Consider the following 24,797-nt stretch of genomic DNA (forward strand, 5'->3'; position numbering starts at 1 on the left):
GTTCAGCGCCTTTCGAACACGGGCGCCCGGCGCTCCGCGAAAGCGGCGCGGCCTTCGGCGGCGTCGGCAGTGGCGAAGCAGATGGCCTGCAAGTCGCGCTCGTACTCGATGGCTTTTTCGTAGGGCATCTGGTGGGCGGCGCGCAAGTTGAGCTTGGCGGTCTCTGCCGCGATCGGCGCGCGCGCGGCGATCTGGCCGGCGATTTCGCGGGCGCGGGGCAGCAGGGCGTCCGGCTCGGTGACCTCGCTGACGAGGCCCCATGCCTCGGCGCGGGCGGCGTCGATCATCTCGCCGGTATAAAGCATCAGCGCCGCGTTCGACATGCCGACGGAATGCGTCAATCCCACTGCCATGCCGCCGCCGCCGATCCAGCCGAGCTTGATCTCCGGCGCGGCGAAGCGGGCATGGACCGAGGCGATGCGGATGTCGCAGGCCATGGCCGTTTCCAGCCCTCCGCCGAGCGCATAGCCGTTGATCGCCGCGATCACGGGCTTTCGGCAGGCCCGCAGCGCGTCGCAGTAGTCCTGCCGGTTGCGGAAGTCCCACGGCGTTGCATAGGCATCGAGAGTCGCGATGTCGGAGCCGGCGCTGAACGCCTTGGCCCCCGCCCCGGTGACGATCGCCACGCGGACCTCGTTCGAGGTGTTGCAGGTGGCCACGGCCTCGACCAGCGCCTGGGCCATGTCCGGCGTCATGGCGTTGAGCTTTTCCGGGCGGTCGAGCGTGATCGTGGCGATGTGATCGGCGATTTCGAAGCGCAAGTTGGCGCTCATGTCTCGGTTCCCTCGATGTGGTGGCGGGCGAAGGCGGCCTCGATATCGGCGAGGACCGGCGCGGCGGGTTCATGGGCGAGCAGGCCTTCGCGCAGGCGGGCGGAGGCTTCGGTCTGGAAGGCGATGGCGCCGTCATGGCGGGGGCGCAGCGAGGCCGCTTCCAGCGTGGCACGGGTGGCGGCGTAGAAGCCGCGCCACTCGTGGTCGACGGCCGGATCGTCCCATGCCCGGCGCAAGGCGGGCTGGCCATCGTGGGCCGGGATGAAGCGGCGCTGGGCTTCCTCGCCCATCAGCCACGACAGATGCGCGCGCAGTTCGTCGGTCACCGTGCAGCGGCGCGAGACGGCAATGCCGGTGCCGCCGAGCATCGAGCCGATCCCGGCGCGCCCGCGCGGGGCATCGGCGAAGGCGGCGCCTTCCTTGGCGTAGTTCACGTAGCCGTAGACGAGCGGGACCAGCGCGAGGTCCTCCCCGCCCGACAGGGCTTCGAGCAGGGCGATGGGGTTCTGGTCGATCCGGGCGCGGGTGGCATCGCCCGTCAGCGCGGCCATCCATTCGTAAGCTTCGCGGCCGGTTTCGGGATCGACGAAGCGGTCCCCGGGCCGGTCGTTCGAAGACAGCGACGCCGCGATGGACTGGAAGGTGAGCGCGGCATGGGGGCCGGACAGCGACAGCGCCACCGGTTCACGCCGGGCAAGGTCCACGACCGCCTGCCATGTCGTGGGCGGCGTCCCGATCCGTGAGGGGGCATAGGCCATGACCTGGCTTGCCGCGTCGAGGGGCAGTGCCCAGTGCGCGCCGGCATAGTGGTAGCTTGCCAGCGAAGGGCCGATCGCGGCGGTTTCCAGCGCGGCCAGGGCTTCCGCGCCGACGACTTGCGCCATCGGGATCAGGCAGTCCTGCGCCACTGCCTCTCCGACGTGCGGATGGTCGAGCACGATGAGGTCGTAGCGCTCGGCAATGTCGGCGATGGGATGGGATTCGAACCCTTCGAGCGGATGGCGGTCCCAGGCGATCGACAGCCCCTGCGCTGGCGCGACGCTTGCCGCGGCCGCCTCCAGCGCGCGGTAGCCGCGCGGATGGTCCCAGGTGAGGCCGCGGTAGGCAGGCCCGGCCGTTTCGACGTCGCTCATGTGTGCTGGCGCACCACGCCGGACTCGATGAGCTGTGCGATGTCCTCGGCGCTGCGGCCGGCTTCGCGCAGGATGTCCTCGCTATGCTCGCCCACCAGCGGCGCGCCGCGCGTGATCGCGGAAGGCGTGCGCGAGAAGCGAATGGGGAAGCCGGGCACTTTGACGCGGCCTTCGGTGGGGTGATCGTACTCGACGAACGTGCCGTTGTGCTTGATCTGCGGATCCTCGACGAGGTCGGCATAACCGTAGACCGGGCCGCACCAGATGTCGGCGGCGCGGAACTTCTCCAGCCAGTGTGCCGTGGGCTGCCGGACGAGGTGGCCCCGGATGCGGGCGAAAATGGCATCGCGCTGGGTCCAGCCGTCGCGCTCCTCCTCCATGCCGGCGAAGAAGGGGTCGTCGAGTTCGCGCGCCAGCGTTTCGAAGCGCGCCATCGCCAGTGTCATGTAGCCGTCCGCCGTCTCGAACACGCCGTAAGGCGCGCGGATGTAGCTGTGCGCATGAGGCTCGGCCGAGCGGGTCTGCGGCTTGCCGCCGACGGTGAACACCGACAGCTCCTGCATCTGGATCGTGGTGATGGCATCGAGCATGTTGACTTGCACGAGCTGCCCTTCGCCGGTCCGTTCGCGGTGGAACAGGGCCGCCAGCGCCCCTTCGAAGGCGCTGTAGGCGGCGATGGCATCCACGAGGTACTGGCCGGCGGGGGAAGGCGGCGCGCCTTCGCTGCCGGCCGAGAGCATCGCGCCCGACATGCCCTGCAGCAGCAGATCCTGCCCCGGCAGCATGCGATAGGGTCCGTCCTCGCCGTAGCCCGACATCGAAACGTAGATAAGGCGCGGGTTGATGGCGCTCAGGGTCGCGTAATCGACACCCAGGCGCTCGGCCACGCCGGGGCGGTAGTTCTGGAGAAAGACGTCGGCGTCCTTCACGAGGTCCAGCAGCACGGCTTTGCCCTCGGGCGACTTGAGATCGATCGCCAGCGAGCGCTTGTTGCGGTTGAGCGAGAGGAACGAGACGTTGATGCTGTTGCCCGCCGCGCCGCCCGCCGAGGCATGGCGCTGCCATTCGCCGCTGGTAGGCTCTACCTTGACCACGTCCGCGCCCATGTCGCCCAGGCGCTGGGCGGCGAAAGGCCCGGCCATGGCGATCGAGCAGTCGAGCACGCGGATTCCATAGAGGATCGTCATTTTCTGGTCCTTCAGGACATGGTCCAGCCGCCGTTGACCTGCAGCGTCTGTCCGGTGATGAAACCCGCCTCGTCGGCGGCGAAGAAGGCGATGGCGTGGGCAATGTCGGACGCGGTGCCGCGCCGCTTGATCGCCTGCGCATCCAGCACCATGCGGTCGTACCCCTCGGGATCGGGGTGGATTTTTTCGGCATCGGTGGGGAAGGCGCCGGGGGCGATGGCGTTGACGGTCACGCCCCAGGGTCCGAATTCGCGCGCCCAGGCGCGGGTCAGGCCGACCAGCGCGCCCTTGGAGGCGACATAGGGGGACAGGTTCGCCCAGCCGCCCGAAAGGGTGATGCTGGAGATGTTGACGATCCGCCCGAAGCCTTTCGCACGCATCCCCGGCAGCACGGCCTGCACCGCTACGATTCCGGCGTCCACATTGATGCGCTGGACGAACTGGTGCTCCTCGATCGTGTAGTCCTCGAAAGGCTTCGAGGGATAGATCGCGGCGTTGTTGATGACCACGTCGATGCCGCCGTGGCGCGCGGCCAGGGCATCGAGCGTGGCGCGCAGGCCGGGCAGGTCTGCGAGATCGGTGCGCGAGACGGTCAGCCGCCCGGGTCCGCGCCCTTCGGCTGCAGCCACGAGAGCGGCGATCTTGGCATCGTCGTTATCGAGGGCGATGACATGGGCGCCGCGTTCGATCAGCAGCAGCGTGGTGTCGAGGCCGAGCCCGCCGGCGGCGCCGGTATAGAGGATGGTGCGGCCCTTCACGCGGCGCCTCCGATGGCGGGGAAGTTGCCGGTGGGAACCGGATACTCGTCCTCGGGCTGACGCGCTGCTCCGTCGATTCGCGCGATGGCGGCAGAGACGGCGGCCTCATCCGGCAGGACCTGCAGGACCGTGTCGTAGCGGCGCTCCTCGCCGTGATCGAGCAGGATCAGTTCGCCGCGCTCGCGGGCGAAGTCCTTGCCGAGGACATGATTGGTGGCCGGCTCGATACCCACCGCATAGTGGCCGGCGTGGAGGTTCTGCCACTCGAACATGCAGGGGAACTGATCCTTGCGGGTGGTGACGGAGAAGCCGAACCCGATGGCCTCGTTGACCAGGGCGACTTCGACCCGGCCTGCCGCGTCGGGCGCCATGTCGTGCTGCCAGACCTGCTCGTGGAAGTTGACGATGGGCGCCGGCATTGTCCGGTAGCCCACGCCCTGCCGGCGGTAGTCGTCGGCATGGGCGGCCCAGAGCACTTCGCGCACCGGCGCCACGTAGCGCGCGCCTTCGGCGACGACCGGATGGCCGACGTTGATGTGGTAGCAGAACATGTGCGGCGTGGTGTAGAAGCCGTGGTTCACCACGCGGTCGGTCATGCGGATCTCGTCGCTGCCGAGGTCCGCCTCGATGCGCCGGATGAGGTGCAGGTCCTCGCCGAAAACGGTGGACTGGCGCACCACGCCTTCGGCCCAGAAGGTGCAGGAATCCCCCTCCCAGCGCTCGCCGTAGCCGGTGAGCTGCGCGGGGATGGTGCCGACGCGGCCGTGGAGGGAGGAGGAAACGACCTCGCGCGGGCCGTAGTTGTAGTGGCCTGCCGGATCGTCGTGCATGAACAGGATATGGTCGAGGCCGCAGGTGATGTTCAGGCCCGACATCGAGCGGAACCAGCCGAGGCCGCCTTCACCCTCGTAGTCGTGCAAGGCCGGGTTGCGGAAGCCGGAGGGCGAATGCCAGCCAACCGCGCGCCCGGCGTGATCGCACTCGGCGATGTCCATCGCGCGGTCCACCAGCACCGTGAAGCGCAGGCCGGACCCGGTGCGGAATTCCAGCAGGCGCACGCCGCGCTCGACGCCGTCGCCCAGCGTCATCAGGCGCACGCCCGCGAACTGCGACAGGGATCCGGTACGCTCGGCGAGATGCCGTCTCGACATCTGCGCGCCATATAGCAAGGCCATGCCTGCCCTCTCCATCTTGTAAGACGTATGATGAATACGTAAGGAGATGGGGGGCGTCAACCGGGAGAGTGGAATGAGCCAATTCGTGCGCAGGTGCTTCGCCGTGGACTTGGTGGACGAGCCGGAAATGATCGCGCGCTATCGCGCCTGGCATGCGCCTGGCGGCCCGCCCGCGGCCGTGACCGAAGCGATCCGCGCCGATGGGGTGCGCGATCTCCAGATCTGGCTGGTGGGCGACCGCATGTTCATGACGATGGAGCAGGATGCGGCCACGGCCGCCGATGCGGAAGGCAAGGCGGCGCGCGATGCGGCCAATCCGGAAGTGCAGGCGTGGGATGCGCTCATGCGCACTTTCCAGCGCCCGCTGCCTTTCGCGCCGGACCGGACCTGGGCCGAAATGGAGCGGATCTACGCGCTTTCGGAGCAGCCCTGAAGGCGGCCGCGCATGGCCGAGCCGGAGGACCCGACCCGGGCGGCTAGGCCTGAGGGCCGCTCGCCCGGCGCCGCGCCCATGACGATTCGATATGTTCGCGCATGGCTTTCGACGCCGCTTCGGCATCGCCATCGACGATCGCCTGGTAGACCTTGCGATGCGCGGCATGGGTGTTGCGGACGTGCTCGACATTGAGCGTGCCCGAATAGCCGTGGGTGTTGAGGGCGCGCGACTGGATGCCGTCGATGATCGCCTTGCTCAGGCGGTCGCCCGACATGCGCATGATCACATCGTGGAAATTCACGTCTTCGTGCACATAGGCTGCGGGGATTTCCACCAGGCTTTCCAGCTTGTCGATCTGGGCCTTGAGTTCGGCCAGGCTCTCTGCCGTGGCGCGCTTCGCCGCCTTGGCCGCCATCGAGGCTTCGAGGGAGGAACGGATTTCCGAAAGGTTGTCGAGATAGGCCAGGCCGTCCTCGCGCCGGAACAGCGCCGCCAGGATCATCGGGTCCAGCAGGTTCCAGTCGCTCTGCTCGCGCACGATGGTGCCGCGTCCCTGCAGCGAGACAACGAGGCCCTTTTCAGTCAGCGCGGTGGTCGCTTCCCGCACCACGGTGCGGCTGACGCCGAAGTGGTCGCACAGCATGTTTTCGGGGGGAAGGGCCGAACCGGCGGGATAGACTTCGGTGACGATGGCGCTGACCAGTTCCTCGACCACTGCTTCCGCAAGGCGCGGACGCCGCCGTGTCTTCGCGGGCGCTCCGAGGCCGACAACCCTATCCTGCATGCTCTTTTACGCCCTTGATTCATGGTGACGCGCGTTCTTGGCGCCTGATTTACGCTGAACCGACTTGACCAAGCGCGTCAAGGGTTGTCAAACGACATAGATCATACATAATACGAATTACGAACAGGCCTTAGGTCAGGGGATTCCCGAATGAAGATCACAGGCTACCGCAGCCTCACCGCCTTCCACGACTGGCAGCGCCCCGTGGGCGACGTCAACGGCATCGTCGAATCGGGCATTACCGAAGTGCCGGTCCTGCTGGTCGAGACCGACGGCGGGTTGACCGGCATCGGGCTGGGATCGCACCGCGAGATCGACCGGCTTTTTCCCGCCGTGGAAGGCGCGGATCCGCGCGGGGTCGCTACGCTCTACGATGCTATGCTCTCGCATGTCTTCAAGAGCGGCCATGCCGGCGCCACGTTCGGAACGATCGCGGCCATCGACATGGCACTCTGGGACCTGAAGGCCAAGATGGCGGACGAGCCGCTGTGGCGCACGCTCGGGGCCGGGGACCGTTTCGTGCCGGGTTATGCCTCGGGCCTGTGCTACGGCCTCGATGACCAGGCTTTCGCGACGCATTACACCCTCTGGGCCGAGCGCGGATTCACCGCCGCCAAGATCAAGGGCGGACGCGACCTGGACCGCGACATCGCCCGGCTCGAAACGGTGCGCGGCATTCTTTCGCGCAACACCACGCGCCCTGCGGTCATGCTCGACGTCAACGAAGCGTGGAACACCAAGCAGGCGATCCGCCACCTTGCCGAGATCGAGAAGCGCGTCGACCTGACGTGGATCGAAGAACCGGTGCGCCGATGGGACGCGGCCGGGCATGCCCAGATCGCCCGCGCCGCGCGGACGGCAGTGGCGACCGGCGAGAATCTCACCGGGCTGGAGCAGTACGGACCGTTGTTCGATGCGCAGGCGGTGGATATCGTCCAGGCGGGCAGCGTCTGGGGGATCACACATTTCAATCGCGTCGCAATGGCCGCCCATGTGCGGGGATTGCCGGTATCGCCGGTGGCCTACAACGCCAATCCGGTCGCGCATGCGGCGGCCGCACTGCCGAACATGATCGGCATCGAAGTGCAGGACTTCGGCTTCCCGACCGGCTTCACGGTCGACCAGCAGATCGCCGAGGGCGGCATCATCCTCGGTGACGCGCCGGGCCTCGGGATCTCGATCGACGAGGCCGCGGTGGCCCAGTCCGTCACTGCCATCGGCTGGGGCGAGCGCGGCGGCCCGCATCGCCGGCCGGCCGGCGCGGGGCTTCGGCTCGTTCCCGATACGCGGCGGGCGGCGGAATGATGCACGGCTCTGCAACCCAGGGCGCAGAGGCCCGAACGCCCTGGGTCCAGGGTGCGGCGCGCTGGCGCCTGCAACTGTCGCTCATGGTGAACTTCTTCCTGCTGATGGGGCTCTACAGCGGTGTGCTGGGCGTGCTGCTCCCTAACCAGATCGCGGAGCTTTCTCCCGCGTCCAAGGAGAACAACCTCGCGCTGCTCTTCGCGATCACTTCGGTATTCTCCACGCTGGCGACGCCGATCGCGGGGGCTCTGTCGGACCGCACGCGCAGTCGTTGGGGACGGCGCGCGCCGTGGATCGCCATCGGCTCGCTGATCGGCTCTGCATCGCTGTTCGGGGTGTCGATGATGACCGGGTTCTGGTCGCTCATGGTGCTCTGGGTCATGGCGGCGGTGGCCTACAATTCGATGCAGCCGGCGATGACCACGCTGATCGCGGACCGCTTCGCGCCCGAGACGCGGGGCAGTGTTTCCGGCATAGTCGGCGCGGGCATGACGGCGGGGCTGACTGCAGGCACGGTGGTGGCAGGCTATCTCGCCTCGCAGCGGATGCTGGCATACGGTCTTTTCGCGGGCGCCATCGCCGCATCCTGCGTGGCTTTCGTCGCGCTCAACCGCGAACCGCCCAGCGATGCCCTGCCGCGCCGCCCGATCCACTGGGGCGCCTTCTTCAAGAGCTTCTGGATCAGCCCGCGCGAGCATCCCGATTTCGCCTGGGCCTTCGCAAGCCGCTTCACGATCTACATGGGCTACCAGGCGGTGGCGGCCTACCTGCTCTATATCCTGCGCGACTACGTGGGGCTGGGCGACGACGCTTCGAACCTGGCCATTGCCAACATGGCGATGGTGACGCTGGTGTGCCTCGTCGTCTCGTCGCTGGCATCGGGCTGGCTTTCCGACCGTCTGCAGCGGCGCAAGCCCTTCGTGATCGGCGGCAGCCTCTTCATGGGCGCGGCGATGGTTGCGCCGCTGCTGGCACCCTCGATGGCCGGGATGTGGGTCTACGCGGCGGTGATCGGGGTGGGCTACGGCATGTTCATGTCCATCGACATGGCGTTGATGACGCAAGTGCTGCCCAAGGCCGCGCTGGGCGATGAGGGCAAGGACCTGGGCGTCCTGACTACCGCCGTGAACATCCCGCAGATCATCAGCCCGGTCATGGCCGCGGTCCTGCTCGGGATCTTCGGCGGCGACTACCGGGCCATCTTCATCGCGGCGGTGGTCTTCGTCTTCGGCTCCGCACTCTGCGTGCTGCCGATCAAGTCGGTGCGGTAAACATCATACATATGATGTAAGTTGACATGAAAACGATAGCAGGTCATAAGATCTGCAAAGAATTTGGAGGGAGAGTCGAGATGTCGAACGAGGGAAGGTTTCGCAGTGCGGCCAGGTCGGCGCTGCTTTTTTCTGCCGCATCGGTGCTAGCGCTGGCAACTTCGGCGCAGGCGCAGGAGGCCGTGGGTAACCAGGGCGCTTCGGAGGCTGCCGACAGCGAGGCCGAGAACGTCATCATCGTTGCCGGCATCCGCGCCAGCCAGAAGGTCGCGATCGACATCAAGCGCGATTCCATCGCGGTTGTGGACTCGATCGTCGCCGAAGACCTGGGCAAGCTGCCAGACCAGAACGTCGCGGAATCGCTCCAGCGCATCGCCGGTGTGACCATCGAGCGCAACCGCGGCGAGGGCCGCTACATCACCGTGCGCGGCTTCGGGCCGAAGTTCAACGCGGTGACCGTCAACGCCCGCACGCTCGCCACCGACAACAACGGCCGCGAGTTCTCGTTCGACGTCATGCCCTCCGAAATCATCTCGGGTGCGGACGTCTACAAGTCGCCCCAGGCCAACATCAACGGCGCCTCGATCGGTGCCACCGTCGATGTGAAGACCCTGCGCGCGATCGACCAGAAGGACCAGTTCGCCATCAGCGCCTCCGCCGGGCAGATGTGGGCGGAGCTGGCCGACAAGTTCAATCCCGAGGTTTCGGGCGTGGCGTCCTGGCGCAATGCCGACAAGACCATCGGCGTGTCGATTTCGGGGGTCTATACCAAGCGCGACACCCGCAACGACGAATTCACCATCGGCGCGGGCCATGTCTATCGCTCCAGCACGGACTCCTACTACAACGCCGGCGGGGTTCCGGGCGCGCGCATCGGGCCGAACGTGGCGCCGTTCAGCCGCGTCTCGATGCCGTCGAACCTCTCGCCGTTCTTCTTCGAGCGCAGCCTCGAACGCTACGGCTTCTCCGGCTCGCTGCAGTTCCGGCCGACCGACACGCTGACGCTGTCGTTCGACGGCCTCTACTCCAAGGCGGACTTCCGCGAGCAGCAGACCGGCCTTGCCTACGACTTCTCCGGCGGCACGCTGGTGGAGCAGGTCGTGGAGGACAACGAGGCCGTCTACCAGCGCTACCAGGGCGGCTTCGTCGACCAGATCCTGCAGTATGACCACCGCAAGGTCATGACCAACCAGTTCGGCGGCAACATCGAGTGGAAGCCCACCGAGACGCTCAAGATGAGCTTCGACGCCTCGCGTTCCAAGGCGGAACGGCGCGGCAAGGAGGACAACCTCTTCACCACCATCCGGCGCAAGAACATCGACTTGTGGTTCGATCGCCGGTCGGGCAGCCCGATCTACGAATACGGCTTCACCAGCCCGAACTACCCCAATGCCTCGACCAACCCCAACGGCATCACCGCGCACTATTACATCTGGGGCGGCGGCACCGATGTCGACGACAAGATCGAGGAATACCGCTTCGACAACGAGTGGAAGGCCACGTCCAACCTTTCGCTCTTCGCGGGCGCCATGTATTCGCGGCGCACCAAGACGCTGACGGGCGACGAGATGCCCTTCGGCGAGCAGTGCGCCTATTGCGGCTCCGACCGCGTCCTGCCGGCTTCGCTGTTCAGCCCGACCAACCGCAACTTCTTCCAGGGCAGCGGCCCCAGCAACATCGTCCGCGACTGGGTGATCTACAGCCCGCAGCAGCTCGTGGGCGTGATCGACCAGTTCGCGGCCGCGGACGGGAAGGCGTTCAACCCGGCCGTATTCTCGCCTTCGGCCTCCTCGGTCGTCGATGAGAAGGTGAAGATCGGCTATTTCATGGCCAACTTCACGACCGACCTCGGGTCGATGCCGCTGACCATCAACGCCGGCGTGCGCTACGAAGGCACGACCTACACCTCGACCGGCGCATCGCGCACGGTCCTCAGCGCCCAGCCCAATGGGCAGGGGCAGAACATCATCGTCGTTTCGCCCATCGTGCCGGTCGGCTTCGAGGGCAAGTACCATGACTGGCTGCCCTCGGTGAACATCAAGCTGGAGGCGACCAACGAACTGATCCTGCGCCTCTCGGCCTCCAAGGTGATGACGCGCCCGACGCTGACCGACCTCTCGCCGCGCCAGTCGATCCAGACGAACCCCGGCAACGAGACGATCAGCCGCGGCAATCCCGACCTCAAGCCGTTCCGGGCCAAGCAGGTGGAGGCCGACATCGAGTGGTACTTCACCGGCAACGCGCTGCTGTCCGCGGCCGTGTTCTACAAGAAGATCGACTCGTTCGTGACGCTGGTGACCACGCCGCAGCTGGTAGACCAGGTGACGTTCCAGGTGACCGTGCCCGACAACGGCAAGGGCGCGACCGTAAAGGGCTTCGAACTCGGCTATCGCCAGGCCTTCACCACCCTGCCTTCGCCTTTCGACGGCCTCGGCGTGCAGACCAGCTTCAACTACACCAAGTCGAACGCGAACTACACGAACCAGGTGGCGGGCGTCTCCTACGGGCTGGAGGGGCTTTCCAAGACCTCCTACAGCCTCGTCGGCTTCTACGAGAAGTACGGCGTGCAGGCCCGCCTCGCCTATACCTGGCGCGACAACTTCCTGCAGGTGGCCTCGGGCCGTAACGGCGAGCCGGAGTATTTCGACGCCTATGGCCAGCTTGACGCGGGCCTGTCCTACGAAGTGACGCCGCAGTTCACCGTCTTCGCGGATGCGCTCAACCTTAACGATGCCAAGGAGTTCATCTACTCCGTCAGCACCGATCGCACCAAGGAGTACCGCAAGACCGGTCGCCGCTTCTCGGGCGGTGTCCGCGTCCGATTCTGACGACCATCCGTGGTGGACCGGGGGCGCCTGTCGCTCCCGGTCCTTCGCGCATCCGGGGAACATGCATGTTGATGAAGCGCCTGGCTCCGGCCCTGCTTGCACTGGCCCTGCCGGGATGGACGGCGCCGGGATGGACAGCGCCGGCAGAGGCGGCGGCGGCCGTGCAGACCGCCGCCACCAAGCCGCGCGTGATCGTCCTGACCGACGTGGGATCGGACCCGGACGACATGGAATCGATGGTGCGGTTCCTGCTCTACACCAATGAATTCGATGTCGAGGCGCTGATCCCTTCCACATCGCGGCATCTCAAGGATTCGGTCCACCCCGAGCAGATCCTGCGGCGCATCGACGCTTACGAAGCCGTTCTCCCCAACTTGCGTGCTCACGCCAGAGGCTGGCCCTCCGCTGCGGACCTTCGCGCGAAAGTGAAGCCCGGACGGCCCGAATACGGCATGACGGGCGTGGGTGCGGGCAAGGACACCGAAGGCTCGCGCGCCATCGTCGCCGCGCTGGAAAGCCCCGATCCCCGGCCGCTGTGGATCTGCGTCTGGGGCGGGGCGGTGGATCTGGCGCAGGCGCTGTGGTCGCTGCGCGAAACGCGCCCGGCGGACGAGGTGGCCAGGCTCGCGGCCAGGCTGCGCGTCTACTCGATCTCCGATCAGGACAACGCCGGGCCCTGGGTGCGGCGGCAGTTCCCGGACGTGTTCTGGATCGTCAGCCTGACCGCGCATCGGCACTACAACCTGTCGACCTGGGGCGGCATCTCGGGCGACCGGATGTACTACTTCGACGGCCCGGACTTCACGACCGTATCGAAGGAATGGCTGCGCGAGAACGTGCAGATCGGCCCGCTGGGTTCGCTTTATCCGAACTACGAATTCATCATGGAGGGAGACACGCCGAGCTTCCTCTACCTGATCCCCAACGGCCTCGGCGATCCCGAGCATCCCGACTATGGAAGCTGGGGCGGGCGCTACGGCAAGGTCTCCGAGTGGGACGGCATCTGGACCGACACCAGCGATCTCGTCACCGGGATCGACGGCAAGCCCCGGCAGACCAACAAGGCGACGATCTGGCGCTGGCGCGAGGCTTTCCAGAACGATTTCGCCGCGCGCATCCAGTGGACTCTGCAGTCCGCATTCAAGGGCGCCAACCATGCCCCCACGCTCGTGCTGAACGGCGCCGGCGGCACCGCGCCGGTGGAGATTGCCGCCCGGCCCGGCGAGACGGTGCGTCTTTCCGCGGCAGGATCGCGCGATCCCGACGGCGATACGGTGGACTATGGCTGGTGGCAGTACCGCGAGTCCGAGGCGGTCAACCGTAACCCGCGTGTCGAACTCCAACGCGGAGACTCCATCGAAACCCGTTTCGTGGTGCCCGACGTGAGCGAGACAACCCGCTTCCACGTCATCCTCGAAGCCCGCGACAAGGGGGCACCTGCGCTCACCAGCTACCGGCGCGCGATCGTTACGGTAAGCCCCCGGCGCTGACGGCTCGGGCGCCTGTCAGAGGTCCGGGCGTTTCGCCGGCTGGCGGCAGGGCATGCGCAAAGTGAAGCGGGTTTCGACGGCGTCCGACGCGGCCGTGAGTTCACCGCCGTGGGACCGCGCGATTTCAAGCGCGATGTGAAGGCCGAGGCCCAGGCCGCTCTGACTGGATCTGCCGGGCCCGCGCACGAAGGGTTCGAACAGGCGGCTCATGGTTTCCGCCGGGATCGGATCGCCGCCGTTCACCACCCAGAGTTCGAAGATCCCGTCCCGCGTGAAGGCGCCGAGGCGAACCGGTCGATCCGCGGCGCCGTGCGTGAGCGCATTGCCAAGCAGGTTCGAAACCAGCTGGCCAAGGCGGCCGCGATCGGCTTCGACGGGGGCGTCGATCTCGATCAGGGCCTCGATCACGCGCGGGCCGGCAATGGACCGCATTTCGGCAACGACCTGGTGGAGGACCGGTGAAATGTCCGTATCCTTGTCGGGAACGATGCCGATCCCGTCCCCGAGCCGGGCCTTCGCGAAGTCCATGACGTTGTTGATCAGCGCCGATGCGCGCGAGATGCTGCCGTCCATCAGGCCCAGGACTTTGCGGCCGCGCGGGCTGATCGGCTCTTTTTCGAGCATGCGCAGCCCGCTCGTCAGCGAGGCGAGGGGGTTGCGCAAATCGTGACCCAGAACCGCGATGAACTGCTCGCGAAAATCGGAGGCGGCTTTCTCTTCACGCGCGTCCGCTTCCGCCGCCGCCCGCGCCGTGCGCAGGTTCTGTTCGTAGCGGCGGCGCTCGACGGCGTTGGAGATCGTGATCCGCACGAACAGGGGATTGCCGTCGGCATCGCGGCGCTCGGCGGCATTGATGAGGACGGGCAGTTTATCTCCGCCCGCGCAGGCCAGGTCCAGCGCGACTTCGGTGAACGATCCCTGCATCCGCAGAAGCGGGGCGAAATGGGTTTCGTAGAAAATCTTGCCGCCCATCGTCAGCAGATCGGAGAGACGCTTGCCCCTCAGCGCCGAGGGCACGGTTCCGATCCAGTCCGCCAATGTCTTGTTCGCCCGCAGGATGCGGCCGTCCTTGTCGGCGGAGATGTAGCCGCAGGGGGCGTTCTCGAACAGGTCTTCGAGATCGTCCAGCCCGGCCTGACCCTCGACGGCGGTTCGTTCTTCTCCGCTCAAAGGAAGCTCTTGATCGCTGCGATCGTCTCTTCAGGGGCGCTCAGGTTCGGGCAATGCCCCGTGGCTTCGAGGATCACGAGTTCACTGCCGGGAATCGCGTCATGGACGAATTCGCCCACGCTCAAGGGCGCGATCACGTCGTCGCGGCATTGCAGGATCAGGGTTCGGGCCTTCACGTTCGCAAGGTCTTCGCGATTGTCGGACAGGAAGGTCGTGCGGGCGAACTGCTTCGCGATGGCCGGATCGGTGCGGCAGAAACTGTCGGTAAGCTCCTGCCCCAGTTCCGGCCGGTCCGGATTGCCCATGATCGTGGGGGCCATCGCCTGCGACCATCCGAGATGGTTGCTGTCGAGAAATTCCAGCAATTCGGCGATCTGGTGCTCGGCGAACCCGCCGACGTAATCGCCGTCATCGATGTACCGCGGCGAAGGACCGACCAGGACCAGGGTGTCGAACAGTTCAGGCGCGCGCTGGGCCGCGATGATGCCGATCATCGCGCTGACCGAATGGCCGACGAAGATGCCGTTCTCGACTCCGGCCGCGCGCGCCAGCGCGATAACATCGTCCGCATAGCCCGAAAGCTCGCGGTGCCGCTGGTCATAGGCCGAAAGGTCGGAGCCGCCGAAGCCGATATGGTCGAACAGGACCACCCGGTAATCGTCTTCGAAGGCGGGGGCGACGAAGCGCCACATGTTCTGGTCGCAGCCGAACCCATGGGCGAAAAGCATGGTTCTGGTGCCCGAACCGCTGATCCTGGCATTCTGGCGATCGAACACTTGCGACATAGCCGTCTTCCTAGGACAAGTTTTCGGGCCGATCCATCGATAATCGCTGGCCTTTGGCGGGGCAGGGGACATCGGCGCCTGCAGGCGCTTGCTCGCAACGGGGCAATTCGCCGCGTCCCGGCAGGCAGGCGATGGCTGGACGAAGCGCGCGAAGGGCGCGCGGCACTCCTATAGGAAGGGGCTATGGCATCGCAAAATCTGGCTATTTGACCCTGTCTGCGGTGCATGTCATCCGAACGGCAAGACAGAACAGAGGGGAGAGAGGCCGATGCCGGCAAGGAACGCTTTTCGCATGCTCGCGGCCGTGAGCATGCTGGTTTCGCAGGGCCTTCATGCGCAGCCGGCGGATTATCCCGCACCCGCGCCGGCCCAGGCACCGGCAGAGCCGGGCGCCATCCCGCTCTACGGCGCCAAGACCCCGGGTTCGACCGGCACCGAAGTCTGGGCCCGCTATTTCGGGAAGGACTATTCGGTCCGCAATGTCACGCGGCCGACGCTCACCCCGGTGCTTCCCGATCCGGCCAAGGCGACGGGCGCTGCCGTCATCGTCGCACCGGGCGGTGCATTCATGGCGCTCTCCATGTCTCACGAGGGCTGGGACGTTGCCAAGGCTCTTGCCGATCGCGGCATCGCGGCCTTCGTCCTCAAGTATCGGCTGCTCCCGACGCCGAAGGACGAGCAGGAGGCCGGCAGATATGTCTGGAAGAAGATGAGCGAGGGGATGCCGGACCCTGCTAAGATGCCCGTGCTCGGCAATCCCAAGGCCACCGAGGACGGCCTCGCCGCGCTGAAGATGGTGCGGGACAATGCCGCGAAGTGGCGCGTCGATCCTGCAAGGGTGGGCATGATCGGGTTTTCGGCCGGCGCGATGACTTCGCTGCAGACCGTGCTCGCCGCCAGGGTGGGCGAACGTCCGGCGTTCTTCGGGTACATCTATGGCCCGCAGGCCAGGATCGAGGTGCCTGCAGATGCACCGCCCCTGTTCGATGCGATCGCCCTGGACGATCCTCTGTTCCCTGCAATGGGCTTCCCCATTGCCCAGGCATGGCAGGCGGCGAAGCGGCCCGTCGAAATTCACGGCTATCAGCAGGGAAGCCACGGGTTCGGGCTCGGCAAGCCGAATACCACGACGACGCTGGTGATGGATGAGTTCACCGCGTGGCTGGCCATGCAGGGCTTTCTCACGCCCAAATGAAAGACCAACTGCGCCGAGGCGGCCCCATGACGCATGAGAGCGCATGGAGCCCGCCTCGGCGATGCGGGGATCAGTTCGAGGCGCCGACCCGGATTACACCGACGCCGCGCTCGATGACGATTTTCGTGCCGTAGGGCTGCGAGAGCGTCTGCAGCCGGGCAAGGATGCGGGCGCCGGTCGCCGCATCGGCCATGTGCGGCACACCGCGCCCGGCGCCGCTGGCGTTCACGCCGAGGTCGACGGGGTAGAGCCGCACTTCGGCAAGCTGGCCGTCGTGGTAGCGGGAAGTGGCGATCACCGTCTCGTAGAGGTTGGGGTCGGAGAATTCCTTGGCGTTGCGCGCGGCCAGAAGTTCTGGCGTCGTGACGGTGCCGGGGGTGACGCCGAACTGGTCGTACATGTCGGCCGGCACGTCATCGAGCGAGTTGTTCATCATCGCAAAGTTGCCGAGCGAGTAGAAGATCGGCTTGCCCTTGTAGATCTCGATCCCGCGCAGCTGGTGCGGACCGTGGCCGACATAGACATCCGCGCCGGCATCGATGGCCTGATGAGCCAGCCCTTGCGCGAACCCGGCAGGTGTCTTGCTGGCGTTGCCGGGTTCATGGTTGTGCAGGGAGAACACCGCGAAGTTGCCGTTCTCCTTGGCCTGCCGGACCGCCAGCAGGTTTCCGGCCACGTCCTTCGGGTTGAGGTCGTACTCGATCTTCATCGGCGAGACGGCATCGGCGGCGAGGCGGTATTCGCGGCCCTTCATCTTCACCGGCGCGCCGTCCATCGTTCCTGCCAGGCGAGCGATCACGGCAAGGTCGGTCTGCGACACCAGCCCCACTTCGGTGCTGCGGATCGTATTGGCGCCGCCGCGTCCCGGTACCTGGCCCAGCGGATCGGCGGCTGGCGACATCGGCGTGAACGTGGTGGTCGCCGAAACCAGACCGATGCGGCCATGGCCGGCGTCGAAGTAGGCAGGCGCCCGCGCGGCGGTCATCGAGCGGCCGGTGCCGGCATGGACGACATGCGCCTTGTCCAGCAGGTCCAGCGTATCGATCATGCCTTCCACGCCCCAGTCGGTGGCATGGTTGTTGGCGTGGCCGACGATATCGATGCCCATGCCGGCCACGTCCGCCGGCACTCTGGGGTCCGCGAGCATCCAGGTGCCGCCGGATTCGGCTTGCGGCGATCCCTTGAACGTCTTGAGATCGAGCGCGGTCGTCTCGAAATTGCCGAAAGTCACGTCGGCGCTGCGCAGGAGGCGGAGCATGTCGGGCGACTGCCGCTCCAGCGTCGCCAGCATCGGGCGCAAGTAGATGAGATCGCCGACGGCCGCGAAAGTGAAGTCGCCGGCGATGGGCGAGCTGGGGACGGTCGTGACGGCCGGCAGCGCGCCGCCTTCCTCTTCTTCTTCCGCGAACGCAGGCATTGCGACGGCGGCGAAGGCAGCGGCGCCCGCGACAAGCAGGGCGCGGAAGGCGCGGTGGCGGATAGGCATGACGGAATTCCCCTTGGACTGGCCCGATAATGGCTGGCCTTCCGGGTTATCGCCTTGGGCTGACACGAACCTGTCGCGCCCGCAAAGTCGGGAACCGGGTCAGGCCGCCGCGGCGGAAAATTCCACCCTGGCGCAGAGCCCTTGCCCGGTGCGGCCGTCGCCCAGCGTCACCCGCGCGCCGAGCCGCTCGGCCAGGGCCCGGGCGATCGGCAGGCCGAGGCCCGTGCCGGAAGCCTGGCTCTGCCCCCGCACGCGGTAGAAGCGTTCCCAGACCCGTTCGCGTTCTTCGGCGGGAATGCCCGGCCCGGTATCGTCGATCTCCACGAAGACATTTTCCCCGCGCCGGCCGAGATGGACCGAAACCGCGCCGCCGGGCCGGTTGTAGCGAATCGCATTGTCCAGCAGGTTGCCGATCAGTTCGGCAGCCAGGCGCGGCTCGCCGATGGCGGTGACGGCGCCCTCGCTCTCGTCCTCATAGCTGATGTCGATATTGGCCGGCGCCAGCGCGGCTCGATCCGCGGTGACCGACGACGTCACCTCCGACAAGTCGAAGGGTTCGAGCAGCGTGCCTTCCTGATCCTCGCTGCGGGCAAGCGCGATGAGTTGGCGCAGCAATTGCTCCAGTGAATCTATCGCATAGGGAATGTCCTGAAGGGCGGCTTGCCCTTGCGGCGATTCCGGGCCGTAGCGGTCGAGCACGTCCAGCTGCACGCGCGCGACGGCAAGCGGGGTGCGCATCTGGTGAGAGGCGTTCGACGTGAACTGGCGCAGCGAATCCGCCGCCCGGTCCAGCCGCGCCATCAAGCCGTTGAACGCGGCAACGAAGGGCCGCATCTCCACCGGCGCCGTCTGCGACGCCTGCAGCCGGAAGGAGGGCGATGCGTCCTGCCGGGCCTGCTCGACCTGCCGCGTCATATCCAGCAGGGGGCGCAGGCCCCAGTGGATCGCCCACCAGAACAGCAGCCCCGTCACGGCGAGCGCGGCAAGGCCCACGAGGAAGACGCGCAAGGTGAAGTTCTTCTCGAAGGCGGCGCGGTCGTCCACATAGTCCGCGATCTGGATGGCGATCAGGCCGTCGTCGCCCGCGGCGCGGCGGATCTCGGTGGCGATCCGCACCGGCTTTCCGCGCAGCGTCCCGTCGCGCAGATAGGCCGCCTGCGTGACGGCCTGCGCGTCGGCCGGCTCCAGGTAGCCCCGCACCAGCCGGTGCTCGCGGTAGGCATTGTAGAAGGTGGCCGGGGCATGCGCATCGGTCACGCCGTTCCACTGGCGCGCATAGTCCGCGGGCGGCAGCAGGGCGGCGTCACCCGCGATCGCCCTGGCGCCGCGATAGACGCTGTAATGCACCACCGGCCGGGCGCGGCGCTTGAGCAGGTGGATCGCCAGGGGGACCAGCCGCACGCGGTCCTGCGGCGGACTGTCGTAAGCCAGGCTGAGCGTGCGGACCGAGCCGACCAGCACGCGGTCGACCGTATCAGCCTCGGTATTGTGCGTGACCAGCACCGTCACCACGCCGAAGAACAGCACGAGCGCGGCGAGCGGCAGCATGACCGCGCCGGTCAGGCGCACCCGAAGGGACGGCGCGCGGGGGGAACGAACGTGAAGCATGGGGTCTGGCGTCGGTGCGTCTGGCGGCGGTTCAGGCCGCTTCGATCATGTAGCCCAGCCCGCGCACGGTCCGGATCGCCGGGCCGGCGGGCTGGAGCTTGCGGCGAAGGCGGCCGACGTAGACCTCCAGCGCATTGGGCGTAACCGCATCGTCGAAGGCGAAGACCTGGGCGGAAAGGCGTTCCTTGGGGATGACTTTGCCCGGGCGGCCCATCAGCGTTTCCAGCACGGCCAGTTCGCGGCGGCGCAAGTCGATCACGCTGTCGTCGAGGGAGACGGTGCGGCTGGACCGGTCGAACACCAGCGTACCGATGCGGAGCACCGGATCGGGCGTGCCCTGACTGCGCCGGACCAGCGCCCGGATCCGCGATTCGAGTTCGCGCGGGTCGAAGGGCTTGGCCATGTAGTCGTCCGCGCCGCGGTCCAGGCCGTTGATGCGATCGTCCACCATGTCGCGGGCGGTGAGGATGATGATCGGCGTCACCTCGCCCCGCGCGCGCAGGCGCGAGAGCACGTCCAGACCGTCGAGGTCGGGCAGGCCGAGGTCGAGGATGATCGCCGCATAGGGCTCTGCGCCGGCCATCTGCAGCGCATCCTCGCCGTTTTCGAGGCGGTCCACCGAAAAGCCCGCAGCCTCCAGCGAGGCTGCGACGCCGCGCGCCAGCCTCTCATCATCTTCAACCAGCAGCAAACGCATCAAAAAATCCCCGAACAGCGACCCGTTTCCCTCCCCCAAGGATGTGAAATTTCGCCATGCATGGCTCTACGCATAACAAATGCCAAGCCTTTGCGACATGTTCTTGCAAATGATTGCACAAAAGCTTGACGCTGGGCGCACATGTCAGGTTCGTGACAGCGAGACCGTCTAGCGCCCCTATCGAACGCAACACCGCCTGCGCCGGAGGTCGATTGGCCCTGGAGTGCGGGTTGCGGGATCGAAAAGGGATCTTGCGACATGAAGTTGAGCCTGACGCCGATTGCCGGCGCGATGACTGCGATTGGAATGGCCGGCGCGGCTTACGCGGCGCCTGCGCCGGTCACGCCCGCTGCGGCCACCGAAGCCCAGATCGCGCAAGTCGACGCGATCTTCGCACGCTGGGCACATCAGGATACGCCGGGCTGCGCGGTTGCCGTATCGCGCGGCAGCGAGATCCTTGCCCAGCGCGTCTACGGCATGGCCAGCCTGGAACTCGGCGTGCCGGCAAAGCAGGATTCCATCTATGAGGCGGGATCGGATTCCAAGCAGTTCACCGCCGCTGCCACGCTGATGCTGGCGCGCGAAGGCAAGCTCTCGCTTGACGACGACATCCGCAAGTACGTTCCCGAAATGCCGGACTACGGCGCGCCGATCACCATCCGCCACTTGCTGCACCACACCAGCGGCCTGCGCGACTGGGGTTCCGTCGCCGCGATCGAAGGCTGGCCGCGCAACAGCCGCACGGCAGACAACAAGGACATGCTGGACATTCTGGTCCGCCAGAAGCAGCTGAACTTCGCCCCCGGCGCGCACTACCTCTACAGCAACAGCAACTTCAACCTGCTGGCCATCATCGTCCAGCGCGTCAGCGGCCAGTCGCTGGCGGACTTCACGCACGACCGCATTTTCGTGCCGCTGGGCATGAGCCACACCCGCTGGCGCGACGACCATGGCGAAGTGGTCCCCGGCCGCACCGGCGCCTACGAATTCGAGAACGGCGTCTATCGCAACGACCAGGTGATCGAGGACGCCTACGGCAACGGCGGCTTGCTCACCACGGTGGACGATCTGGTCAAGTGGCAGGCCGCGCTGGATGACGACCGCTTCGGCCCGGGCTTTACCGAGGCCATGCAGCAGCCGACCCGGCTGAACGACGGAACCCGCATCGCCTATGCCTTGGCCGTCGTGAACCTCGACCATCACGGCGAGCAGGAAGTCAGCCACTCCGGTTCGACCGGCGGCTACCGCGCGTGGATGGCGCGTTATCCCAGGCAGAAGCTGGCTGTCTCGCTCCTGTGCAACGGCGGCAATGCCGATACGCCGACGCTGGGCCGCGATGTCGCGGACGTCTTCCTGCCCGCTTTCAAGTCCAGGCCCTACACGCCGAAGGGCCCGCTGCCGACCGGGCTCTATGCCGACGGCATGACCGGCTTCCCGGTTCGCTTCGCCGCCGATGCGCAAGGCCAGCTCACGGCCGACGGCCGCGCGCTGGAGCCGGTAGGCCCCGGCCGCTGGGCCCTGCGCGAGGACGTGTTTGCTTTCTCGAAGAGCGGCCTCGTGCGCGAAAACCGGGAGGGCGAGCGCATCGCCTACCGCAAGGTCGAGCAGGTCTCCGCCTTCGATCCCAAGGACTACGCAGGCCGTTTCTGCGGCGTCGATACCGGCGGCTGCCTGACTTTCCGCCAGCAGGGCGATACGCTGGTCTATGACGGCCCGCGCTGGTCGGGCCGTCCGCTGACCGCGGCTTATGCCGATGTCTTCACCGGCGACGCGCTGCCGCAGTCCTCATCCATGACCGTCAAGTTCAGGCGCGATGCCGGCGGCAAGGTCACCAGCCTGCGCTTCGGCGAAAGCCGTGCCTACGATGTCGAGTTCCGCCGCACCGACGGCTGAGCCCGTTCCCAGAAAACTCACCAAAAAAGAAGCCGCTCAGGGGCGGCCGGATAATCTCAAAAAGGGGTCCAAGAAAATGCGTGATACCAACCGGAAGTTTCGCCAGTTGCTAAGCGGCGGCACCGCCGCCCTCGGCCTGACCATGGCCTTTGCCCAGCCGGCGATGGCGCAGGATACCGCGCCCGTCGGCGCCGCCGAAGAAAGCGGCCCCGACATCGTCGTCTCGGGATCGCGCATCGACCGCAAGGGCTTCGACGCGCCGACGCCGACCACGGTCGTCGGCGAAACCGAGCTGCGCCTGGGCGCCCGGCCCAGCCTGGCACAAGTGCTGAACGACCTTCCGCAGTTTCGCGCCACGCAGACGCCTGCCAGCACGGTGGCCAACACCAATTCCAGCGCTTCTGCCATGGACCTTCGCGGCCTGGGCGTGACCCGCACGCTGACCTTGCTCAACAACCGCCGCTTCACCGGCGCGGCCGACCTCAACACCATTCCGCAGGGCCTGGTGAAGCGTGTGGACGTCGTCACCGGCGGCGCGTCGGCGGCATGGGGTTCGGGCGCCATCGGCGGCGTGGTCAACATCATCCTCGACGACGAGCTTGAGGGCCTGACCATCGGCGCGCAGAACGGCATCTCCACGCGCGGCGACGGCTATCGCTACAGCTTCGACGGCACGTTCGGCACCAAGTTCGCGGACGGCCGCGGCCACTTCATGTTCGGCGCCGAATACCAGAACGACGAAGGCATCCTCGACCGCAATTCGCGCAAGAACGTCGGCAGCTCGAACCTGTTTTCGCCCGTGGGCGGCGATCACGACTATGTCCTGGTGCGCGACGTCAACGCCTCCAACACCAGCCTCGGCGGCCTGATCACTTCGGGCACGCTGAAGGGCCAGACCTTCAATGCGGACGGCAGCTTGCGCGCCTTCCAGTATGGCAGCCAGATCAGCGGCACCACCATGGTCGGCGGCGAAGGCGTTGCCACCAATGACGAATACGCCCTCACCAATCCCTACCAGCGCGTGAATTCCTACGCCCGCGCCAGCTTCGAAGTGGGCGACGCGACGTTCTGGGCAGACGGCAGCTACAGCCGCATCTGGGCCAGCTATCCGTTCTACGCGGAAAGCGGCACTTACACGATCTCGGCCAGCAATCCCTACGTGTCGGACACGATCCGAAGCCAGCTTGCCGCCGCGGGCGAAACCAGCCTGAAGGTCGGCCGCGTGTTCGAGGACTACGGCTACCGCACCTTCGACTACTACCGCCAGAACGTGGAAGGCGCGATCGGCGTGGACGGCAGCTTTGCCGACGGCAAGTGGCGCTACAGCGCCTATTACAGCCACGGCGAAATGCGCAACATGCAGAGCTACCACAACCAGATCACCGGCGCGAACCTGACCAATGCGCTGGACGCGGTGACCGATTCCAGCGGCAACATCGTCTGCCGCGTGGCGCTGACCGATCCCACCACCGCCTGCGCCCCGCTCAATATCCTGGGCACCGGCACTGCCAGCCAGGCGGCGGTCGACTATGTGTTCGGCAACGATGCGCGCGCGGTCTACACCACCAAGCTGGACACGACCGGCGCCAGCCTGCGCGGCGATCCGTTCTCGACCTGGGCAGGCCCGGTCTCGATCGCGGTCGGCGCCGAGGCACGCTGGGAGGAACAGGTGACCAGCGGCCTTGACGCCGTCTCGGCCGCCAAGGGCTTCAGCCGCTTCAACTTCTCGCCGCTCAATGGCGGGTTCAATGTGCAGGAAGCCTTCGGCGAAGTGGCCGTGCCGCTGCTCGACAAGCCCTTCAGCAAGATCGACGTCAACGGCGCCGCCCGCTACAGCCACTACAGCACCAGCGGCGGCATCTGGTCGTGGAAGCTGGGCCTGACCGACCGCATCTTCGACAACCTGCTGCTGCGCGTCTCGCGTTCGCGCGACATCCGTTCGGGCAGCCTCAGCGAACTGTTCACCACCACCACGACCAGCTTCTCGACCGTGGCGGAGAACGGCAACACCTATTCGGTCACTCGCTTCGGCGGCGGCAATGCGAACCTGAAGCCCGAGATCGGCAGCACGCTGACCCTGGGCGCGGTGTTCACGCCCACCTTCCTGCGCGGCTTCAACCTCTCGGTCGATTACTACGACATCAAGCTGCGCGATGCGATCACCTCGCTGGGCGCGCAGGACATCGTCACGGGATGCAACAACGGCAACACCTCGCTCTGCAGCCAGATCGTGCGCGACAGCTCCGGTGCGCCGACCACGATCTACACGACCTACATCAACCTGGCGGAGTACAAGACCAAGGGCGTGGACATCGAGGCCACGTACCAGTTCCCGATGAGCACGATCGCGTCCAACCTGGGCGGCAACCTGCGCCTGCGCGGCCTGGCGACTTACGTGCCCAAGGTGCTCATCAACGATGGCACCACCACCGTGGACCGCGCGGGTGACGTGGGCGACAACGTCAGCTTCGGCACGCCGCACTGGCGCGCCAGCGGCATCGTCACGTACACGAGCGATACCTTCTCGCTCGACACCCGCGTGCGCTATGTCGGCGGCGGCAAGTTCAACCATGCGCTGGACATCGCCAACAACGACATCTCGGCCCGCGTCTACGTGGATCTTGGCGCGCAAGTGAACGTCGACAAGTTCACGATCTTCGCCAACGTCAACAACCTGTTCGACCGCGATCCGCCGCTGACCACGTACGGCGCGATCCACTACGACACCATCGGCCGCTACTTCACGATGGGCGCCAAGGTTCGCTTCTGAGCCAACCGGACGAAGCGCAAGGAATGGCGGTCCCTCGGGGCCGCCATTTCCGT

General features: G+C 66.6%; 19 protein-coding genes. 8 read left to right on the forward strand and 11 right to left on the reverse strand.

Annotated elements, in window-relative coordinates; translation table 11 throughout:
* Positions 1–2: 2 nt before the first annotated feature.
* The 5 genes from EDF57_RS11185 to EDF57_RS11205 are packed head-to-tail and all read right to left on the reverse strand — an operon-like array spanning position 3 to position 5,002.
* A complete protein-coding gene (locus EDF57_RS11185; RefSeq protein WP_132266946.1) occupies positions 3–773 on the reverse strand; it encodes an enoyl-CoA hydratase/isomerase family protein in 771 nt (256 codons plus the stop codon).
* On the reverse strand, positions 770–1,906 hold the full coding sequence (locus EDF57_RS11190; protein ID WP_134094297.1) for an extracellular solute-binding protein: 1,137 nt from the start codon (positions 1,904–1,906) through the stop codon (positions 770–772). Before EDF57_RS11190 ends, EDF57_RS11185 begins: the two co-directional genes overlap by 4 nt.
* Positions 1,903–3,093 (reverse strand): CoA transferase, encoded by a 1,191-nt coding sequence (locus EDF57_RS11195; protein WP_134094298.1) that lies wholly within the window; start codon positions 3,091–3,093, stop codon positions 1,903–1,905. Before EDF57_RS11195 ends, EDF57_RS11190 begins: the two co-directional genes overlap by 4 nt.
* An 11-nt stretch (positions 3,094–3,104) precedes the next feature.
* Complete coding sequence (locus tag EDF57_RS11200) at positions 3,105–3,851, reverse strand: SDR family oxidoreductase (RefSeq protein ID WP_134094299.1); 747 nt, start codon at positions 3,849–3,851, stop codon at positions 3,105–3,107.
* A complete protein-coding gene (locus tag EDF57_RS11205; protein ID WP_243841012.1) occupies positions 3,848–5,002 on the reverse strand; it encodes an aldose 1-epimerase family protein in 1,155 nt (384 codons plus the stop codon). Before EDF57_RS11205 ends, EDF57_RS11200 begins: the two co-directional genes overlap by 4 nt.
* Positions 5,003–5,099: 97 nt before the next feature.
* Here EDF57_RS11205 and EDF57_RS11210 point away from each other — a divergent pair, with 97 nt between their 5' ends.
* Positions 5,100–5,459 carry an L-rhamnose mutarotase gene (locus EDF57_RS11210; RefSeq protein ID WP_134094300.1) on the forward strand — a complete coding sequence of 120 codons (360 nt, stop codon included), beginning with the start codon at positions 5,100–5,102 and terminating at the stop codon, positions 5,457–5,459.
* Between the two features lie 43 nt (positions 5,460–5,502).
* On the opposite strand, the gene EDF57_RS11215 is transcribed toward EDF57_RS11210, so the two are convergent.
* The gene (locus EDF57_RS11215) at positions 5,503–6,246 is read right to left on the reverse strand and encodes a FadR/GntR family transcriptional regulator (RefSeq protein ID WP_134094301.1); all 744 of its coding nucleotides are present in this window, start codon (positions 6,244–6,246) and stop codon (positions 5,503–5,505) included.
* Positions 6,247–6,396: 150 nt separating this feature from the next.
* Between EDF57_RS11215 and EDF57_RS11220 the strand changes: the two genes are divergently transcribed.
* From EDF57_RS11220 to EDF57_RS11235, 4 genes are all read left to right on the forward strand, one after another.
* A complete protein-coding gene (locus EDF57_RS11220; RefSeq protein ID WP_134094302.1) occupies positions 6,397–7,551 on the forward strand; it encodes a mandelate racemase/muconate lactonizing enzyme family protein in 1,155 nt (384 codons plus the stop codon).
* Entirely contained in the window at positions 7,551–8,822 is a 1,272-nt protein-coding gene (locus EDF57_RS11225; RefSeq protein ID WP_243841013.1) for an MFS transporter, read from the forward strand. The genes EDF57_RS11220 and EDF57_RS11225 overlap by 1 nt, the downstream gene beginning before the upstream one ends.
* Before the next feature lie 143 nt (positions 8,823–8,965).
* Positions 8,966–11,650 carry a TonB-dependent receptor gene (locus EDF57_RS11230; protein WP_243841014.1) on the forward strand — a complete coding sequence of 895 codons (2,685 nt, stop codon included), beginning with the start codon at positions 8,966–8,968 and terminating at the stop codon, positions 11,648–11,650.
* Between the two features lie 65 nt (positions 11,651–11,715).
* Positions 11,716–13,140, forward strand: coding sequence for a DUF1593 domain-containing protein (locus EDF57_RS11235; RefSeq protein WP_134094305.1), 1,425 nt, complete (start codon positions 11,716–11,718; stop codon positions 13,138–13,140).
* Between the two features lie 15 nt (positions 13,141–13,155).
* Here EDF57_RS11235 and EDF57_RS11240 read toward each other — a convergent pair whose 3' ends face one another.
* Both EDF57_RS11240 and EDF57_RS11245 read right to left on the reverse strand, forming a co-directional pair.
* Positions 13,156–14,310 carry a PAS domain-containing sensor histidine kinase gene (locus EDF57_RS11240; protein WP_208324848.1) on the reverse strand — a complete coding sequence of 385 codons (1,155 nt, stop codon included), beginning with the start codon at positions 14,308–14,310 and terminating at the stop codon, positions 13,156–13,158.
* Positions 14,307–15,095, reverse strand: a complete 789-nt coding sequence (locus EDF57_RS11245; RefSeq protein WP_134094306.1) for an alpha/beta hydrolase — start codon at positions 15,093–15,095, stop codon at positions 14,307–14,309. Before EDF57_RS11245 ends, EDF57_RS11240 begins: the two co-directional genes overlap by 4 nt.
* 292 nt (positions 15,096–15,387) lie before the next feature.
* Between EDF57_RS11245 and EDF57_RS11250 the strand changes: the two genes are divergently transcribed.
* A complete protein-coding gene (locus tag EDF57_RS11250) occupies positions 15,388–16,290 on the forward strand; it encodes an alpha/beta hydrolase (RefSeq protein ID WP_243841015.1) in 903 nt (300 codons plus the stop codon).
* A gap of 70 nt (positions 16,291–16,360) precedes the next feature.
* Here EDF57_RS11250 and EDF57_RS11255 read toward each other — a convergent pair whose 3' ends face one another.
* The 3 genes from EDF57_RS11255 to EDF57_RS11265 all read right to left on the reverse strand — a co-directional run bounded on the left by EDF57_RS11255 (position 16,361) and on the right by EDF57_RS11265 (position 20,081).
* On the reverse strand, positions 16,361–17,776 hold the full coding sequence (locus EDF57_RS11255; RefSeq protein ID WP_134094307.1) for a CapA family protein: 1,416 nt from the start codon (positions 17,774–17,776) through the stop codon (positions 16,361–16,363).
* 99 nt (positions 17,777–17,875) lie between these two features.
* Positions 17,876–19,345: an ATP-binding protein gene (locus tag EDF57_RS11260; protein ID WP_243841016.1), complete on the reverse strand. Its 1,470-nt coding sequence runs from the start codon at positions 19,343–19,345 to the stop codon at positions 17,876–17,878.
* Between the two features lie 70 nt (positions 19,346–19,415).
* The gene (locus tag EDF57_RS11265) at positions 19,416–20,081 is read right to left on the reverse strand and encodes a response regulator transcription factor (protein ID WP_134094309.1); all 666 of its coding nucleotides are present in this window, start codon (positions 20,079–20,081) and stop codon (positions 19,416–19,418) included.
* 258 nt (positions 20,082–20,339) lie between these two features.
* Here EDF57_RS11265 and EDF57_RS11270 point away from each other — a divergent pair, with 258 nt between their 5' ends.
* A complete protein-coding gene (locus EDF57_RS11270) occupies positions 20,340–21,974 on the forward strand; it encodes a serine hydrolase domain-containing protein (RefSeq protein ID WP_134094310.1) in 1,635 nt (544 codons plus the stop codon).
* A gap of 76 nt (positions 21,975–22,050) precedes the next feature.
* Positions 22,051–24,744: a TonB-dependent receptor gene (locus EDF57_RS11275; RefSeq protein WP_134094311.1), complete on the forward strand. Its 2,694-nt coding sequence runs from the start codon at positions 22,051–22,053 to the stop codon at positions 24,742–24,744.
* The last annotated feature ends 53 nt before the right edge of the window (positions 24,745–24,797 follow it).

Origin of the sequence: Novosphingobium sp. PhB55 (assembly GCF_004368805.1) — a bacterium.
Taxonomy (GTDB): Bacteria; Pseudomonadota; Alphaproteobacteria; order Sphingomonadales; family Sphingomonadaceae; genus Novosphingobium.